Here is a 15,256-nt window from a genome sequence, read left to right on the forward strand (position 1 = left end):
TGAGGAGCGGAGCGTACGTAGTTTGTACGTGAGCACCGGAAGGCCCGGCTGAATTCAAGATTCGATGTCGAATAAGCATTCAATGTTACTTCGTGTTAGATATAGAATTTATAAGTTATCAGCGTAGCTGATGAAATTCTATATCGCAAGAAAACCAACCTTTGATTCGCGGTCGCTCATCCTTGAATGGCCTCGTTAGAGGTTTTCTTATCAAAAGCGGACTTTTTGAACTACCTATAAGTTCGAGTTCAAAAAGTACGGTTTTCAGCACCGAGAAGGTTGAATGAAGCTAGGGAGTGAGGAGCGGAGCGTACGTAGTTGGTACGTGAGCACCGGAAGGCCCAGGTGAATTCAAGATTCGATGTCGAATAAGCTCTCAGTGTTACTACGTGATCAAAAGCGGACTTTTTGAACTACCTATAATCTACGTTAAGGAGAGTGTCCTGTCGTGTCAGAAGCATATAAGAACGCCGGGGTGGACATCGCGGCTGGCAATGAAGCGGTAGAACGGATGAAGAAGCACGTCAAACGGACGTTCCGTCCGGAGGTCATGACCGACCTGGGTGGGTTCGGTGCTTTATTCGGCTTGAACAAGGATAAGTATGAGGAGCCGGTGCTTGTATCGGGAACCGATGGCGTGGGAACGAAGTTGAAAATTGCCTTTGCGATGGACAAGCATGACACGATCGGTATCGATGCGGTGGCGATGTGCGTGAATGACATCGTTGTTCAAGGGGCGGAGCCGTTGTTTTTCCTCGATTATCTAGCCTGTGATAAGGTGGTTCCGGCCAGGATCGAAGCGATCGTTGCTGGAATTGCTGAAGGATGCCATGAATCCGGCTGTGCGCTGATCGGCGGAGAAACAGCCGAGATGCCAGGTATGTATGCAGAGGGTGAATATGATATCGCTGGTTTCACGGTAGGTGTTGTGGATAAGAGTAAGATTGTGAACGGTAGTCAGATTGCTTCTGGTGATGTCGTGATTGGTCTTGCTTCCAGCGGAGTTCATAGCAATGGCTTCTCGTTGGTACGCAAGCTGCTGTTGGAAGATGGGGGTTATAGCCTGCAGGATGAAGTGGCGGAGCTTGGCGGTGCGAAGCTAGGTGATGTGCTGCTAACGCCAACGAAACTGTATGTGAAGCCCGTCCTTGCTTTGCTAGAGAAGGTTCAGGTGAAGGGTATGGCTCATATTACCGGCGGCGGCTTTATCGAGAATATTCCGCGCGTATTGCCGGAAGGGGTTAATGTCGAGGTCGATTACGGCTCATGGCCGATTCAACCAATATTCTCCTTGCTTCAGCGGCAAGGCAATGTCAGCAATCGCGATATGTTCACGACATTTAATATGGGAATCGGCCTAGTGATTGTTGTGGTAGAAGATCAGGCGGAGGCTGCTCTTGCTGCACTTCGTAGTGCTGGAGAGAACCCGTATGCGATTGGGCGAGTGACTGAAGGTGACCGGGAAGTGACCTTTAAAGGAGTGGAAGTCTAATGGCTTCGACTTTCCGGATTGCCGTATTTGCTTCAGGGCAGGGAAGCAACTTCCAAACGCTGGTAGAGGCGACGCAGAACGGGAGGATTGACGCTGAGATCGTACTGCTGGTTTGTGACAAGGCAAAGGCGCCGGTTGTCGAACGAGCCAATAAGGCTGGCATTGACAGCTATGTGTTTGATCCGAAGGCTTATGCGAAGCGTGAAGATTATGAACTGGAAATCGCTGCTGAATTGGAGCGCAAGCAGGTCGATTTGGTGGTTCTTGCTGGTTATATGCGTCTACTGACGCCGGTATTGGTTGATCGATATACAGGGAGAATGATCAATATTCATCCATCGCTGTTGCCGGCTTTTCCAGGTAAGGATGCTATCGGACAAGCCTGGGAGTATGGTGTCAAAACGACCGGAATTACCGTCCATCTTGTAGATGGAGGCATGGATACTGGTGCTGTCATTGCCCAGAAAGCGGTTGAGATCAGGAACGAGGATAGCCTGGAATCTCTGGAAGAGAAAATTCACGCGGCTGAAAAGGAGTTGTACCCGGAGGTCGTCTCGTGGTTCGCAAAAGAACTGATTCATGTCGAAGGCCGTAAGGTTTCGGTTATGCAATAATAATTTGTTGTCATACAGAGGTCAACAGATCCATTAGAGCAGCAGGGCATCAATGCAATTTCGATATTTCCCGAGAAATATCGTGTCTATATTTCGCCATTAAAGAGGAGGAAGCAATTCGTGGGTATCAAAAGAGCGTTGGTAAGTGTGTCGGATAAGACAGGCATCGTAGATTTTTGCCGGGAGCTGTCTCAGCTCGGCGTAGAGATTATTTCGACAGGAGGAACGAAGAGTCTGTTGTCGAAGGAAGGGGTTCCTGTTATCGGCATTTCTGATGTTACAGGCTTCCCGGAAATTTTGGACGGGCGAGTTAAGACGCTGCATCCGACCGTTCACAGCGGCTTGTTGGCGATTCGGGACAGTGCAGAGCATCAGGCGCAAATGAAGGAGTTGGGACTCGACTATATCGATCTGGTCGTTGTAAATCTGTATCCGTTCCAGGAGACGATTGCTAAGCCTGGTGTTGCATATGAGGAAGCGATCGAGAATATCGATATCGGCGGTCCAACCATGCTGCGTTCTGCGGCCAAGAACCACGCCTTCGTCAGCGTTGTTGTTGATGCGAACGATTATAGCCAAGTGTTGGATGAGATTCGTGATGGCGGAGACACAACGCTTGAAACCCGTAAACAGCTCGCGGCAAAAGTATTCCGTCATACCGCAGCCTATGATGCTCTTATTTCCGACTATTTGTCCAACAAGCTAGGTGAACCGCTTCCGGAACGTCTTACCGTTACCTATGAGAAGATTCAGGACCTTCGTTATGGCGAAAATCCACATCAAAAAGCCGCTTTCTACCGTAAGCCGCTGGCTGCTGTCGATTCATTGACGAATGCGGAGCAACTGCACGGCAAGGAATTGTCCTATAACAATATCAATGATGCCAATGCTGCGCTGCAGATCGTAAAAGAATTCACGGAACCGGCTGTCGTAGCGGTGAAGCATATGAATCCTTGCGGCGTAGGGATCGGAGAGAGCATTTACGAAGCTTACCGTAAGGCTTATGATGCTGACCCAGTTTCTATCTTCGGTGGTATTGTGGCAGCAAATCGCATTATCGATGAAGATACAGCTAACTTGCTCAAGGATATTTTCCTGGAGATCGTCCTTGCACCAGGGTTTACAGATGAAGCGCTCGCCTTACTGACACAGAAGAAGAATATTCGCCTTCTGAAGATCAGCGGTCTGGAACTGGCAGCGGATCGTAAGAGCCAATACGTGGTTACTTCCATCGACGGCGGCATGATCGTGCAAGAGAGCGATATTCACTCTTTGACTGAGGCTGACTTGCAGGTTGTAACGGATCGTAAACCAACTGAGGAAGAGTTGAAGCAATTGCTGTTCGGCTGGAAGGTTGTTAAGCATGTTAAATCTAATGCGATTGTTCTGGCGAAGGACGACATGACAGTTGGCGTTGGTGCTGGACAAATGAATCGCGTAGGTTCTGCCAGAATTGCAATCGAGCAAGCGGGTGAGAAATCGAAGGGCAGCGTGCTTGCTTCCGATGCATTCTTCCCGTTGGGAGACACCTTGGAGGAAGCTGCCAAGGCCGGCATTACGGCGGTGATTCAACCAGGCGGATCGATCCGTGATGAGGAGTCGATTAAGGTAGCGAATGAGTATGGAATCGCTATGGTATTTACTGGAGTGAGACATTTTAAACACTAAGAGACCTGAAGACGGCAGACCGCTGCGGCGGCCTGTCGTTTTTTGCAAAAGGCCCAAATATAGACATTTGAACAGAACGGCTTGGGCCACAGTTGCAGTAGCGATTAAACAAATAAAAGGAGGAACCCGAATGGATATTCTAGTGATCGGCGGCGGTGGTCGTGAGCATGCGATTTGCTGGGCGTTGGCCAAGAGTCCTAAGGCAGACAAGATCTATTGCGCTCCGGGGAACGCTGGGATCGGACAAATTGCTGAGCTTGTGTCGATTCAGGTAGGAGAGTTTGAGCGCCTGGTCGCTTTTGCTGAGGAGATGAAGGTTGGCCTTGTCGTGGTCGGGCCCGATGACCCGTTGGCGGACGGGATTGTGGATGCATTCGAAGCGAAGCATATCCCAGTATTTGGACCACGCAAGAACGCGGCGCATATTGAAGGCAGCAAGACTTTCATGAAGGATTTGCTCCATAAATATAACATCCCCACTGCAGCCTATGAGAAATTCGACAACTATGAAGCGGCCTTGAGTTATTTGCATAGTCAGCCTGTGCCGATCGTCATCAAGGCGGACGGTCTGGCGGCGGGCAAAGGAGTAACCGTAGCCTTTACTCGTGAGGAAGCAGAGGACGCGTTACAGAGCATTATGGTCGATAAGGTGTTCGGCGAATCAGGCAGCCAAGTCGTCATTGAAGAGTTCCTGGCAGGTCAGGAAATGTCGATTCTCTCTTTTGTCGATGATGAGGTTGTACGTCCTATGGCGGCAGCGCAGGATCATAAGCAGGTCTATGACAATGACAAAGGCCCAAATACCGGCGGGATGGGCACGTATTCTCCGCTACCGCATATCGCAGACCGTATCATTGAAGAAGCGGTTGAGACGATCATTAAGCCTACAGCTAAAGCGATGGTAGCGGAAGGACGCCCGTTCCGTGGCATATTGTTCGCTGGTCTCATGATCACGCCGGATGGAAAGCCGAAGACGATTGAATTCAACGCGCGGTTCGGTGATCCCGAGACCCAGGTCGTTCTGCCTCGCTTGAAGAGCGATTTGCTGGAAATTTTCCTTGCTGCGGTGAATGGTACGCTGGATCAAGTGGAGATTGAATGGAGCGATGAGGCCGCAGTCTGTGTCGTGCTGGCTTCCGGTGGCTATCCTGCTTCCTATCCGAAGGGCCTGCCGATCCACGGTTTACAGGATGTTGAGCAGGAGCAGTCTCTAGTGTTCCACGCCGGAACAGCAAAAAATGCTGAAGGAGAATGGGTCACGAATGGCGGTCGCGTGCTTGGAGTCGTTGGATTAGGTAAGGATATTGCCGATGCTCGTGATAAGGCTTATGCTACTGCCAATCAGATTTCATTTGAAGGTAAGCATAACCGTAGCGATATTGCCATGAAGGCATTGCGATAAGAGATTTTAAAGTAGCTAATTGGAATAGATGATCTATAACCCGAAAGACGAACACTTAAAGAATAGTGGCCTCTTTCGGGTTTTTGTATTTAAATCTTTGGATGAAAATAAATATAATAACAATTGTGCCATGCATAGGAGTAGGTGATGTATTGAAATATGATTCCTACCATGTTTCTAATTATGGGGGTATAATGTTGGGAGCTGCGTATTTGCTGATCGGGCAGCGTTTTTTTGAAAAAAAGGGACTGGTTATAGCATGATAGAAATACGTACTTAATACTTGCATATGTTCATTGGTTATTTGAAATTCGGTGGGAAGAGGAGGAGCAAATATGAAGAGATGGAAAGTAGGCATTCTGCTGTTTGACGATGTGGAAGTGCTTGATTTTGCCGGGCCGTTTGAGGTGTTTGCTGTGACAACGGCAAAGCAGGATGATGGGGAGCTATACAGTCCTTTTGAAGTAACGACTATTTCAGAGGATGGTCAGATGATTACGGCCCGGAACGGTTTGAAGGTGCAGCCGGATTACAGCTTCGGAACAGCACCTGCCTATGATTTGTTGGTCATTCCAGGGGGCATGGGCACAAGAGGGCTCGTGCACAATAAAGTGGTTGTAGCTTGGATCGCCGAGCGGTTTGCAGAAGTGCAGTGGATGACCTCGGTCTGCACCGGGGCCTTCTTGCTCGCGGAAGCGGACTTGCTTGAGGGCAAGCGTGCTACGACGCATTGGGCGAGCATTGAAAGAATGCGCGATACTTACCCTACGGTCATAGTAGAGGAAGATGTCAAATTTGTCGATGAAGACCGAATTGTAACCTCGGCTGGAATATCAGCCGGAATTAACATGGCATTTCATATGGTTAGTCGTCTACTTGGTAAAGAGGTAGCAATGGAAACGGCACGGACGATGGAGTACGATATTGATCTGAATAGAGAATAATGACTAACCGCAAAAGTGACTCCCGAGTCCTTATTAAGGATTTAGGGATGTGCACTTTTTTAAAGATATCTCTTTGAGGCGTTGTAAGCAATTCATAATTCAATTTGCCTGTACATCTATGCAGTGATATATTCTCAGAATCCAATATCGCTTCTGGTAGGGATAATTCTCGTGCCTTTGACAAATGTTAAAGCAGAAAGTTCTACATTATTCCAACATTGTCGGGAGGCGACCTAACGGATGAGTAAAGAGAAAAAGGATATGCTTCCGGTATCGCGCGAGCAAGTGGAAGTTGAGGGTGTCTATACGGATGAACTTGGCCGTGAGGAGTACCTGCACAAGGGGGAGCAATTCCCTGCCGATCTGGTCCATGGGACGGTAGAATGGAAGCTGACTGAACTGGCCCAGATCAAGCATGCTGAAGGGCGGACAGACCCTGAGTCGGATACAGAGGAAGATTAGTTCAAAGAGGTTGTTCAAAAAGTCCGCTCCACTCCTCATGCCCTAGCTTTATTCAACCTTCTCGGTGCTGAAAAGCGCCCTTTTTGAACGCGCACTAAAAGCAGAAATGAGTCGAACGTCCCCGAGTTCATTTTTCGGAAGGGCGTTCGATTTGTTTTCACTACGAATGGATGAATTCAGTGCGGATGTTCCGTATAATGGATAACTGAGGAGAGGTATTAATCGGGAGGACAAGCGATGAGCGTTACGACAGGGATTCATCATATTACAGCTATTGTGGGGGATGTTCAGGAGAGCGTTGATTTCTACGCCGGTGTTCTAGGTCTAAGGCTCGTGAAGAGAACAGTTAATTATGAGGCCCCGGATCTATATCATCTATATTTTGGCAATGAGAATGGAGACCCTGGAACGATTATGTCTTTCTATCCGCTGGAGAGTGACCATCAGGGTATTCTTGGCGGTGGTCAGGTTGGCGTCATCGTGCTTGCGGTTCCACCGGGAAGCATGTTCTATTGGCGGCAGCGGTTGAAGGACTTTGGGATTACATATATGGATCTGGCTCGTTTTGAGGAGGAATACGTCCGGTTCGCCGATCCGTCCGGCCTACTGATCGATCTGGTTGAGAGCCGGGAAGGGCCGTTCAGCCTTTGGCAATTTGGTGGCATCCCGGAAGGCTATGCAATTAAGGGGCTGGCGGGTGCTTTATTATTCAGCTGCAACAGTGCGAAGACGGCGGAGGTCCTTCAGGAGGTTCTGGGCCTGGATTACATCGGCGAGGAGGAAGGACTGCTGCGTTTCAAGGCGGCCGATAGCCTTGGCAATGTGATCGATTTAAATTTGGAAAACTTACCAAGAGGCTGTAGCGGTGCTGGGACCGTTCACCATATGGCCTGGCGGACGAAGGACAAAGAAGAGCAGATGAAGTACCATGAACTGCTTGAAGTAAGCGGCATGGAACCGACGCCGGTCGTCGATCGCCAATATTATAAGTCCTTATTCTTCCGTGAGCCGGGGGGGATTCTGTTCCAGGTAGCTACGGATGGGCCAGGGTTTGATAATGACGAGCCTCCGGAATCCCTGGGTAATGAGCTAATGCTGCCGGATATGTATGAGGATCAGCGCGAGAGGATAGCGAAGCGCCTGAAGCCGTTCCAGGTCAGAGCAGTAAAGCCAGCGGGGAAATAGTGCTTGATCGATAAGCCGTTCGGGTGTAACTTTATAAAAACAATAAAAACGATCGAAGTAAAGTGAGGAGAAGAGGATGAACCAAACGGAACGGCAACCAGTTGGGATGGAGGATATCGTACGCGCTCATCATGTGTTGAAAGAGGTTGTAAAACGTACACCGTTGCAATTAGATGCGGCGCTGTCTGCCAAATATGAGTGCAATGTCTACTTAAAACGTGAGGATTTACAGGTTGTCCGCTCCTTTAAAATCCGCGGGGCTTACAATATGATCCGTAGTCTGAGCCAGGAGGAGTTGGCTAAAGGGATCGTATGTGCCAGTGCAGGCAATCATGCGCAGGGAGTCGCCTTCTCATGCAATGCGCTGGGAATCCAGGGTAAAATATATATGCCAAGCACGACGCCAAATCAAAAAGTGAAGCAAGTGAAGCGCTTTGGCGGTTCTGCGGTAGAAATCGTACTGACTGGTGACACCTATGATGATGCATATGAAGAAGCGATGAAGGCGTGCCGGGAAGGCGGGATGACGTTCATTCATCCTTTTGATGACCCGAAGATTGTAGCCGGCAACGGAACGATCGGAATGGAAATCATGGAGGGCCTTGACGCGCCGGCGGATTATATCTTCGTCACGATTGGTGGCGGAGGGCTGGTCTCCGGAGTGGGTACGTATATCAAGACCGTCAGTCCGGTGACGAAGGTGATCGGTGTAGAACCAGCCGGGGCTGCATCGATGTCAGAGGCGCTGAAGCAGCAGCAGGTCGTAACTCTGGAGGCGATTGATAAGTTCGTCGACGGGGCCGCTGTGAAGCGGGTCGGGGATTTGAACTACGCCATTTGTGCAGAGCTTCTTGATGATATTGTTAAAGTCCCTGAAGGCAAGGCTTGTACGACCATTCTCGAGCTATATAATGACAGTGCGATTGTGGTAGAGCCGGCCGGAGCTTTGCCTGTATCGGCACTTGATATGTACCGGGATCAAATCCGCGGCAAGACGGTAGTCTGCATCATTAGTGGCGGCAACAACGACATCGACCGGATGCAGGAGATGAAGGAGCGTTCGCTCATTTATGAAGGCTTGAAGCATTACTTCCTGATCAATTTCCCACAACGCGCCGGAGCGCTGCGTGAGTTCCTAGAGGACGTGCTTGGACCGAATGACGATATCGCCCGGTTTGAATATACGAAGAAGCATAACAAGGAGAATGGCCCGGCCTTGGTTGGAATCGAGCTAAGCGACCAGGCGGATTATGGGCCGTTGATCGAACGGATGCAGTCGAAGAATATTGCCTATACCGAGCTGAATCGCGACTTGAATTTGTTTAACCTGCTGATTTGAGCGGACGATGAGGAATCCCTCTGCGGATAAGAGTGGACGAATATAGTAATATTACAGAAAATTGAACAGCGATGCATACTTGAGCAGTCTGCGGCATTTCATGCCTTGGGCTGCTCTTTTTCTATGTCCATACGAGTCTTAAGGGTAAATAGGTGCGGGAATTGGGTAGGGCAGAGAAATGGGCAAATAAGCTATTATAATTTAAAACAACAGCCACATTAGAGCACAAGAGGAGGAATGTCTGGTGTCTTATATAGTGAATCCGATCTTGAGGGGATTTAATCCCGATCCGTCGGTCATCCGGGTTGGCGTGGATTATTACATTGCAACCTCAACGTTCGAATGGTTCCCGGGCGTACAGATTCATCATTCCCGGGATTTGCAGAACTGGAGGCTAATCGGTCATCCGTTAAATCGAACGAGCCAATTGAATATGACGGGAAATCCGGACTCAGGTGGCGTCTGGGCGCCTTGCCTTAGCTACCATGAAGGAACATATTATCTTATTTATACTGATGTTAAGAGTCATATGGGGCCGTTCAAGGACACGCATAATTATATGGTTACCGCGAGTGATATACGAGGTCCATGGAGTGAACCGATTTATCTGAACAGCAGTGGCTTCGACCCTTCGATGTTTCATGAAGAGGACGGAACCAAGTGGATTATTAATATGGTATGGGATCATCGTAAGGGGAAAAATCATTTCGGTGGCATCGTCATTCAGCAATATTCGGAGACAGAGAAGTGCCTTGTCGGTCCAATCCATAACATCTTCAGGGGGACTCCGCTCGGTTTGACCGAGGGTCCTCATATTTATAAAGCTAATGGCTATTATCACCTGATGACGGCGGAAGGGGGAACGAGATATGGACATGCCATTACGATGGCACGCTCGACTTCGCTCCTTGGTCCCTATGAGGCTGATCCAGCGGGACCTATGCTAACCTCAGCTGACCGTCCTAAGGCAGACCTGCAGCGTGCAGGCCATGGCTGTCTGGTGGAGACACAATCCAGAGAACTGTATCTTGTTCATCTGTGCGGGCGTCCGTTGAAGCCGTCGATGTGCTGTACATTGGGCAGGGAGACAGCGATTCAGAGATGTATATGGAACGAAGCGGGCTGGTTAACCCTGGCCTCGGGAGAACATGAGCCTGAAGTGAAGGTAAAGGCCCCGTCTTTACCGGAATATAAATTTGAGCTTGAGCCGGAGATAGAGCATTTTGATGGTGATCAGATCAGCATTCATTTCAATAGTTTGCGCGAGCCATTGGCTGAAGATTGGGCGTCTCTTAGTGAACGTCCTGGATTTCTGCGTCTAAGAGGGCGGGAATCACTGTCTTCCCATCATCGACAGAGCTTGATCGCTTGCCGCCAGCAGTCATTCCTGGTTGAAGCCGAGACGGTTGTTGAATTTGCGCCAGATAGCTATCAGCAACTGGCTGGACTGATCTATTACTATAATTCGAGGAACTATTATTATCTGTGGATCAGTTGGGATGAGGAGCTCGGGAAATGTGTGGGGATTATGTCCAGCGACCGCGGGTTATATAATGAGCCGTTGAAATCGCCAGTGTCTATCGAAGGTTGGGAACGCTGTTATTTAAAAGCGATGATCCGCAGGGAAAGGCTGCAGTTCCTCTATTCCCAGGATGGGCAGGAATGGCTGCCAATTGGCGAGGAACTAGATGCGACGAAGCTCTCGGATGAGAATGCAGAATTGATTAGAGACGGAGTTGCTCTTGACCAAGGCTTTACTGGGGCATTTCTCGGTATGTGTGCTCAAGATTTAAGCGGCCGTAGGCTGCATGCGGATTTTGATTATTTTACGTACCGTGAGCTGGACGAATAAAATAACAGAGGAGAGTTGAGAACGATGTCTATGATACCTGGAGTAATGGAAGCAGCTGTCTTGAATAAACCGATGGATATTGAATTGAAACAAGTACCTGTGCCTGGCATTAAGGAAGATGAGGCGCTCATTCGGGTGCATTGTATCGGTGTCTGCGGCTCGGATGTTCACTATTATGAGCACGGCAGAATCGGTCGTTATGTGGTGGAGAAGCCGATCATTCTAGGCCATGAGCTGGCCGGGGAAGTCGTACAGGTGGGAGCAGGAGTGACGAATGTATCTGTCGGCGATCGCGTTGCGGTAGAGCCTGGCGTAGCCTGCGGACGCTGTGAATACTGCAAGTCAGGCCGTTACAATCTATGCCCGGATGTGGTGTTCATGGCCACTCCGCCGGTGGATGGAGCGTGGGCCGAATATGTCGCGGTGCGCAGCGATTTCCTGTTTCAGCTTCCAGACGGGATAAGCTTCGAGCAAGGAGCCTTGCTGGAGCCGTTGTCGGTAGGCATGCATGCCATGATCCGCGGTAGAGTCAACCCCTCTGACCGCTTGCTAGTTACAGGGCTTGGCCCCATCGGCTTACTGGCGATCCAGGCGGCTAAAATATACGGAGTCACCGAAATTTATGCGACAGACATTGTGCCGTTCCGTCAAGACCTCGCGATAGAAATGGGGGCCACTGCGGTGATCAATCCAGCGAAGGAAGATCTGAAGGAACGGATTGCAGAATTAACCTCAGGGCGAGGAGTAACCGTGATCGTGGAGTCATCGGGGAATGGCCGGGCGATTCCCGATGCGCTGACTACTGTAAATCGCGGCGGCCGGGTTGTCCTGGTCGGGATGCCTGCGGCTAAGGAGATCCCGGTGGATATTAATACGATTATCGACGGTGAGATTGATGTGTATGGATTGTTCCGCTACGCTAATACATATCCGTCGGCAATTCAGGCTCTTGGCAGATCAGACATTGATGTAGAGCGGGTCATTACACATAAGTATGCGCTGAAGGATATTCAGGAAGCAGTGGAAGTCGCCCGGACGGAGAAAGAGACGAGTATCAAAGTGATGATTTATCCGCAACTTTAGTTCATAGGTTTTAGCTAGGCAACCCTCCACATGAATGGAGGGTTGTCTGCTAGAACCTTGTGCCTGTATATAGCTTTGAATCATTCCTAATTCATATTATTTTGTATTGGTTCCATTCACCCAATAATTAGCGGCTACCTTGTTCAGAAAATAAGCGTAACCCAATTGCCATTGCTCAAGCATATTTCTATGAAAATCGTCAACGATGAAAAACTCGGTTTGATTTAGAAAATCTTGCGATGTGGAGGGATGCCCCATTTTTTCTAAAATGGATAAATGCTCTTTTACACGTTCGAAGACTTCCGGATCATTAGCGGGGAAACCTTCTCGTAAGTAGCGGATCATATCTTCATTAAACGACTGTGCTTCCATCGCAGAGTCATTCATTGATTCTACATCAACCGTTTGATACGACAAGTCAAAACCATATTCTTGTTTCAAATGCTCATTTTGGTCCTTTAAGGCTTCCTTCCATTCTTCTTCGGTTTCAAACCCTTTAAACATATTCTCCATATCTACATCTACCCCTTCTTTAGCGCTTTTGATGGAGGAATTGATCGTCTTGATCAGTCCTTTAAACCGTTCGACCTTTTGCTCCAGTAAAATTCTTTGTTGAATCAACGTATTCTCCCTGTCGATTTCACAATCCAGCAATTGCTTAATTTCCTTGAGTGGCAAATCCAGTTCTTTGTAAAAAAGAATTTGCTGTAATCGTTCTAAATTTTTTTTTCCGTATAAACGATAACCGGCTTCCGTTGTTGCTCCGGAATCAGAAGTCCTATTTTATGATAATGGTGTAATGTCTTTACTGTTGTATAAGCTAACTTTGCAACTTCATGAACGGTATACATTTCTTCCTCCTCATCATGTTTGTATAAATCATAGTATCATTGTCCCCTCCTTCTTTTCTTATAAAAGGAACTATAATCTATCCTCTTGGAGGAGAGTCAATTCGTTATTTTCAGCTTTTTTTGTAAATTTCAAGAATGGGCTTTACAATATCTCGTTACTAGTGTACTATTCAACTATAACACTAATACAAATAAGGAGTGGCCGTAATGAATAAAGCGGTAAACCAGGTTGGAACAGGGCCTGCGAACGGAACAGGTCAGGTTGTCCTTCAAGTGAATGGAGTAACCAAGCAGATTGGACATAAGAAAATAGTCGATCGGCTGTCATTTAATATACATCAGGGTGAGATCGTTGGATTGCTTGGACCGAATGGAGCGGGTAAGACAACCACGATCCGTATGATAGTCGGATTAATCGGTATGAGCGAAGGTGATGTGCTGATTAAGGGGGAGAGCGTGAAGCGACATTTCGCCAAGGCGATTGCCCATGTTGGCGGTATTATTGAGAACCCGGAATTTTATCCATATATGACAGGCTACGATAATCTGAAGCAATATCAGCGTATGGCCAAAGGCATTACGGAGGAGAGAATCGCCGAAGTTGTGAGACTAGTCGGGCTTCAGGATGCAATGAAGAAGAGAGTGAAGGCTTATTCGCTTGGAATGCGTCAGCGTCTCGGCATAGCTCAAGCTCTTCTGCATAATCCATCTATTCTGATTCTGGATGAGCCGACGAACGGTCTGGACCCTGCGGGAATTAGAGAAATGCGCGACTACCTCAAAAAAATTGCCCGTGAGGAAGGCATCGCCATACTCGTCTCCAGCCATCTGTTATCGGAGATGGAATTGATGTGCAGCCGGGTTGTCGTCATTCAGGAAGGCAAGCTGGTTACTGTTAGAACGCTAGGCGATTCGTCCGCTGTAAAGGAAGAGGAACAAATTCAAGTCATGCTGCGTGTCAATGATGCAGAGCAGGCGAAGTTAAGACTCGTACGCATGGAGGAACTACGTGTGGTCGGGATCGATACGGATCGGAATCAAGTTACGATTGCTGTACACGACAGAGATATCCCGAACGTAATCGATGTCTTGCGGAACGAAGGGGTTTCACTGTATCGGATTGAGGAAATGAAGGAATCGCTGGAAGATGAGTTCTTGAAATGGACAGGAGGAAGTCAAAGTGCATAAATTGGTCTTTAATGAATGGTTGAAATTGTTCAAGAAAAGAAGCTTCTTCATTGCTTACTTGGTTATTGCAGTTTTTGTCATCGGCGCCGCCTATTTTATGGCCAAATTGTTGGGAGACGAGGCTTTCAATGCACGGGATTTCGTCTTAATGGCTATGTCGCCTAACGGATTTGGTACCCTGCTCCTCTTCCTGGTCGTTGTGGGAACGGCGGGGGTTGTCTCCAAAGAGTATGGTCAGGGAACGATTAAGCTGTTACTGATCCGTGCCCAGAGCCGAGGCAAGATTTTACTCTCTAAATATATTAGCATCGTCTTGTATATTTTGTCGCTGATGCTCACGATGTTCGTTATCTCCTTCATCACAGGTACGATTGCCTTCGGGGCAGGGGCTCCGAGCGTAAGCTGGAATGATATCGCTCAGACGGCGCTCTACACCTTGGTCTACACCGTCATTTATGCAACAATTACGTTTATGTTAGGCGTACTCACCCGATCTACTGGAATAACGGTCGGGCTCACCATGTTCTTGATGATGCTTGAGGGTCTGATTGTCGGCCTACTTGCGAAATATTCCTTTACGAAGTATTTGATCTTTGCGAATACCGATTTGTCCAAATATGTGGACGGCGGTTCACCGCTGCCGGGGATGACGATGAGCTTCTCCGTAATCGTTATTGCGGTATATATGGCATTGTTTCTTATGGTAAGTTTTGTTACCTTTAAAAAACGAGATGTTGCATAGGTCAGAGTGGCCTGGGAACATGACGGATGAAAGGAGCCAACGGATCGTGAGTATAGAATTTGATAACAATCTACCGATCTATTTGCAGATCATGAATTTTATCAAGAAAGAGATTGTCACTGGAAAGTTGAAGGCCGGGGATAAGATCCCATCGGTTCGTGAGCTTGCGGCCGAGCTGCAAATCAATCCGAATACGGTACAACGAACATTTCAGGAACTGGAGCGTGAGGAAGTCGTGGAGACAAGACGCGGGCTAGGAAGATATGTGACGAGCGAGGAAGCGAAGATTATGACGATCAAGAAGGAAATGGCCGGGGACCTGCTGGATAATTTCATTAACGGAATGCAGGAACTGGGCTTCTCGAATAAGGATATTGCAACTATTGTTGCGGAAGCAGTTGAAATAAAGAGTGAATAGAGAGAGGAGAGAGAAC

General features: G+C 48.3%; 15 protein-coding genes. 13 read left to right on the forward strand and 2 right to left on the reverse strand.

The features are described 5' to 3' along the window. Positions 1–448 precede the first annotated feature (448 nt). The 10 genes from purM (at position 449) to EI981_RS04295 (ending at position 12,041) form a co-directional block, all read left to right on the forward strand. Positions 449–1,492, forward strand: coding sequence for a phosphoribosylformylglycinamidine cyclo-ligase (gene purM, locus EI981_RS04250; protein ID WP_126995750.1), 1,044 nt, complete (start codon positions 449–451; stop codon positions 1,490–1,492). Further along, positions 1,492–2,106: a phosphoribosylglycinamide formyltransferase gene (gene purN, locus EI981_RS04255; RefSeq protein WP_126995752.1), complete on the forward strand. Its 615-nt coding sequence runs from the start codon at positions 1,492–1,494 to the stop codon at positions 2,104–2,106. The genes purM and purN overlap by 1 nt, the downstream gene beginning before the upstream one ends. A 120-nt stretch (positions 2,107–2,226) precedes the next feature. Then, complete coding sequence (gene purH, locus EI981_RS04260; RefSeq protein ID WP_126995754.1) at positions 2,227–3,774, forward strand: bifunctional phosphoribosylaminoimidazolecarboxamide formyltransferase/IMP cyclohydrolase; 1,548 nt, start codon at positions 2,227–2,229, stop codon at positions 3,772–3,774. Positions 3,775–3,904: 130 nt separating this feature from the next. Beyond that, entirely contained in the window at positions 3,905–5,176 is a 1,272-nt protein-coding gene (gene purD, locus EI981_RS04265) for a phosphoribosylamine--glycine ligase (RefSeq protein WP_126995756.1), read from the forward strand. 335 nt (positions 5,177–5,511) lie between these two features. After that, on the forward strand, positions 5,512–6,120 hold the full coding sequence (locus EI981_RS04270; RefSeq protein WP_126995758.1) for a DJ-1/PfpI family protein: 609 nt from the start codon (positions 5,512–5,514) through the stop codon (positions 6,118–6,120). A gap of 240 nt (positions 6,121–6,360) precedes the next feature. After that, entirely contained in the window at positions 6,361–6,582 is a 222-nt protein-coding gene (locus tag EI981_RS04275) for a hypothetical protein (protein WP_126995760.1), read from the forward strand. Positions 6,583–6,819: 237 nt separating this feature from the next. After that, positions 6,820–7,767, forward strand: coding sequence for a VOC family protein (locus EI981_RS04280; protein ID WP_126995762.1), 948 nt, complete (start codon positions 6,820–6,822; stop codon positions 7,765–7,767). Between the two features lie 76 nt (positions 7,768–7,843). Continuing rightward, the gene (ilvA, locus tag EI981_RS04285) at positions 7,844–9,106 is read left to right on the forward strand and encodes a threonine ammonia-lyase IlvA (protein ID WP_126995764.1); all 1,263 of its coding nucleotides are present in this window, start codon (positions 7,844–7,846) and stop codon (positions 9,104–9,106) included. Between the two features lie 244 nt (positions 9,107–9,350). Beyond that, on the forward strand, positions 9,351–10,958 hold the full coding sequence (locus EI981_RS04290; protein ID WP_126995766.1) for a glycoside hydrolase family 43 protein: 1,608 nt from the start codon (positions 9,351–9,353) through the stop codon (positions 10,956–10,958). A gap of 30 nt (positions 10,959–10,988) precedes the next feature. Beyond that, complete coding sequence (locus EI981_RS04295; RefSeq protein ID WP_127004338.1) at positions 10,989–12,041, forward strand: NAD(P)-dependent alcohol dehydrogenase; 1,053 nt, start codon at positions 10,989–10,991, stop codon at positions 12,039–12,041. Positions 12,042–12,137: 96 nt separating this feature from the next. Here the strand turns inward: EI981_RS04295 and EI981_RS29355 are convergent, their stop codons facing one another. Continuing rightward, positions 12,138–12,719 (reverse strand): MerR family transcriptional regulator, encoded by a 582-nt coding sequence (locus EI981_RS29355; RefSeq protein WP_237172641.1) that lies wholly within the window; start codon positions 12,717–12,719, stop codon positions 12,138–12,140. Between the two features lie 38 nt (positions 12,720–12,757). After that, complete coding sequence (locus EI981_RS29360; RefSeq protein ID WP_237172642.1) at positions 12,758–12,892, reverse strand: MerR family DNA-binding transcriptional regulator; 135 nt, start codon at positions 12,890–12,892, stop codon at positions 12,758–12,760. A 207-nt stretch (positions 12,893–13,099) separates the two neighbouring features. On the opposite strand from EI981_RS29360, the gene EI981_RS04305 reads away from it, so the two are divergent. Genes EI981_RS04305 through EI981_RS04315 form a run of 3 tightly spaced genes read left to right on the forward strand, consistent with a single transcriptional unit; the run spans position 13,100 to position 15,240 of the window. Continuing rightward, on the forward strand, positions 13,100–14,080 hold the full coding sequence (locus EI981_RS04305; RefSeq protein WP_126995768.1) for an ABC transporter ATP-binding protein: 981 nt from the start codon (positions 13,100–13,102) through the stop codon (positions 14,078–14,080). Next, the gene (locus tag EI981_RS04310; protein ID WP_126995770.1) at positions 14,073–14,822 is read left to right on the forward strand and encodes an ABC transporter permease; all 750 of its coding nucleotides are present in this window, start codon (positions 14,073–14,075) and stop codon (positions 14,820–14,822) included. Before EI981_RS04305 ends, EI981_RS04310 begins: the two co-directional genes overlap by 8 nt. Before the next feature lie 46 nt (positions 14,823–14,868). Further along, complete coding sequence (locus tag EI981_RS04315; RefSeq protein WP_126995772.1) at positions 14,869–15,240, forward strand: GntR family transcriptional regulator; 372 nt, start codon at positions 14,869–14,871, stop codon at positions 15,238–15,240. Positions 15,241–15,256: the final 16 nt, after the last annotated feature.

It is taken from the genome of Paenibacillus lutimineralis (assembly GCF_003991425.1).
In the GTDB taxonomy this organism is placed as follows: Bacteria; Bacillota; Bacilli; order Paenibacillales; family Paenibacillaceae; genus Fontibacillus; species Fontibacillus lutimineralis.

Bases quoted from the DNA above. Each gene is read 5' to 3' on its own strand.
- EI981_RS04305 (WP_126995768.1), top strand. From the start codon at position 13,100: ATGAATAAAGCGGTAAACCAGGTTGGAACAGGGCCTGCGAACGGAACA.
- EI981_RS04280 (WP_126995762.1), top strand. From the start codon at position 6,820: ATGAGCGTTACGACAGGGATTCATCATATTACAGCTATTGTGGGGGAT.
- EI981_RS04275 (WP_126995760.1), top strand. From the start codon at position 6,361: ATGAGTAAAGAGAAAAAGGATATGCTTCCGGTATCGCGCGAGCAAGTG.
- EI981_RS29360 (WP_237172642.1), bottom strand. From the start codon at position 12,892: ATGTATACCGTTCATGAAGTTGCAAAGTTAGCTTATACAACAGTAAAG.
- EI981_RS04270 (WP_126995758.1), top strand. From the start codon at position 5,512: ATGAAGAGATGGAAAGTAGGCATTCTGCTGTTTGACGATGTGGAAGTG.
- purN (WP_126995752.1), top strand. From the start codon at position 1,492: ATGGCTTCGACTTTCCGGATTGCCGTATTTGCTTCAGGGCAGGGAAGC.
- ilvA (WP_126995764.1), top strand. From the start codon at position 7,844: ATGAACCAAACGGAACGGCAACCAGTTGGGATGGAGGATATCGTACGC.
- EI981_RS04295 (WP_127004338.1), top strand. From the start codon at position 10,989: ATGATACCTGGAGTAATGGAAGCAGCTGTCTTGAATAAACCGATGGAT.
- purD (WP_126995756.1), top strand. From the start codon at position 3,905: ATGGATATTCTAGTGATCGGCGGCGGTGGTCGTGAGCATGCGATTTGC.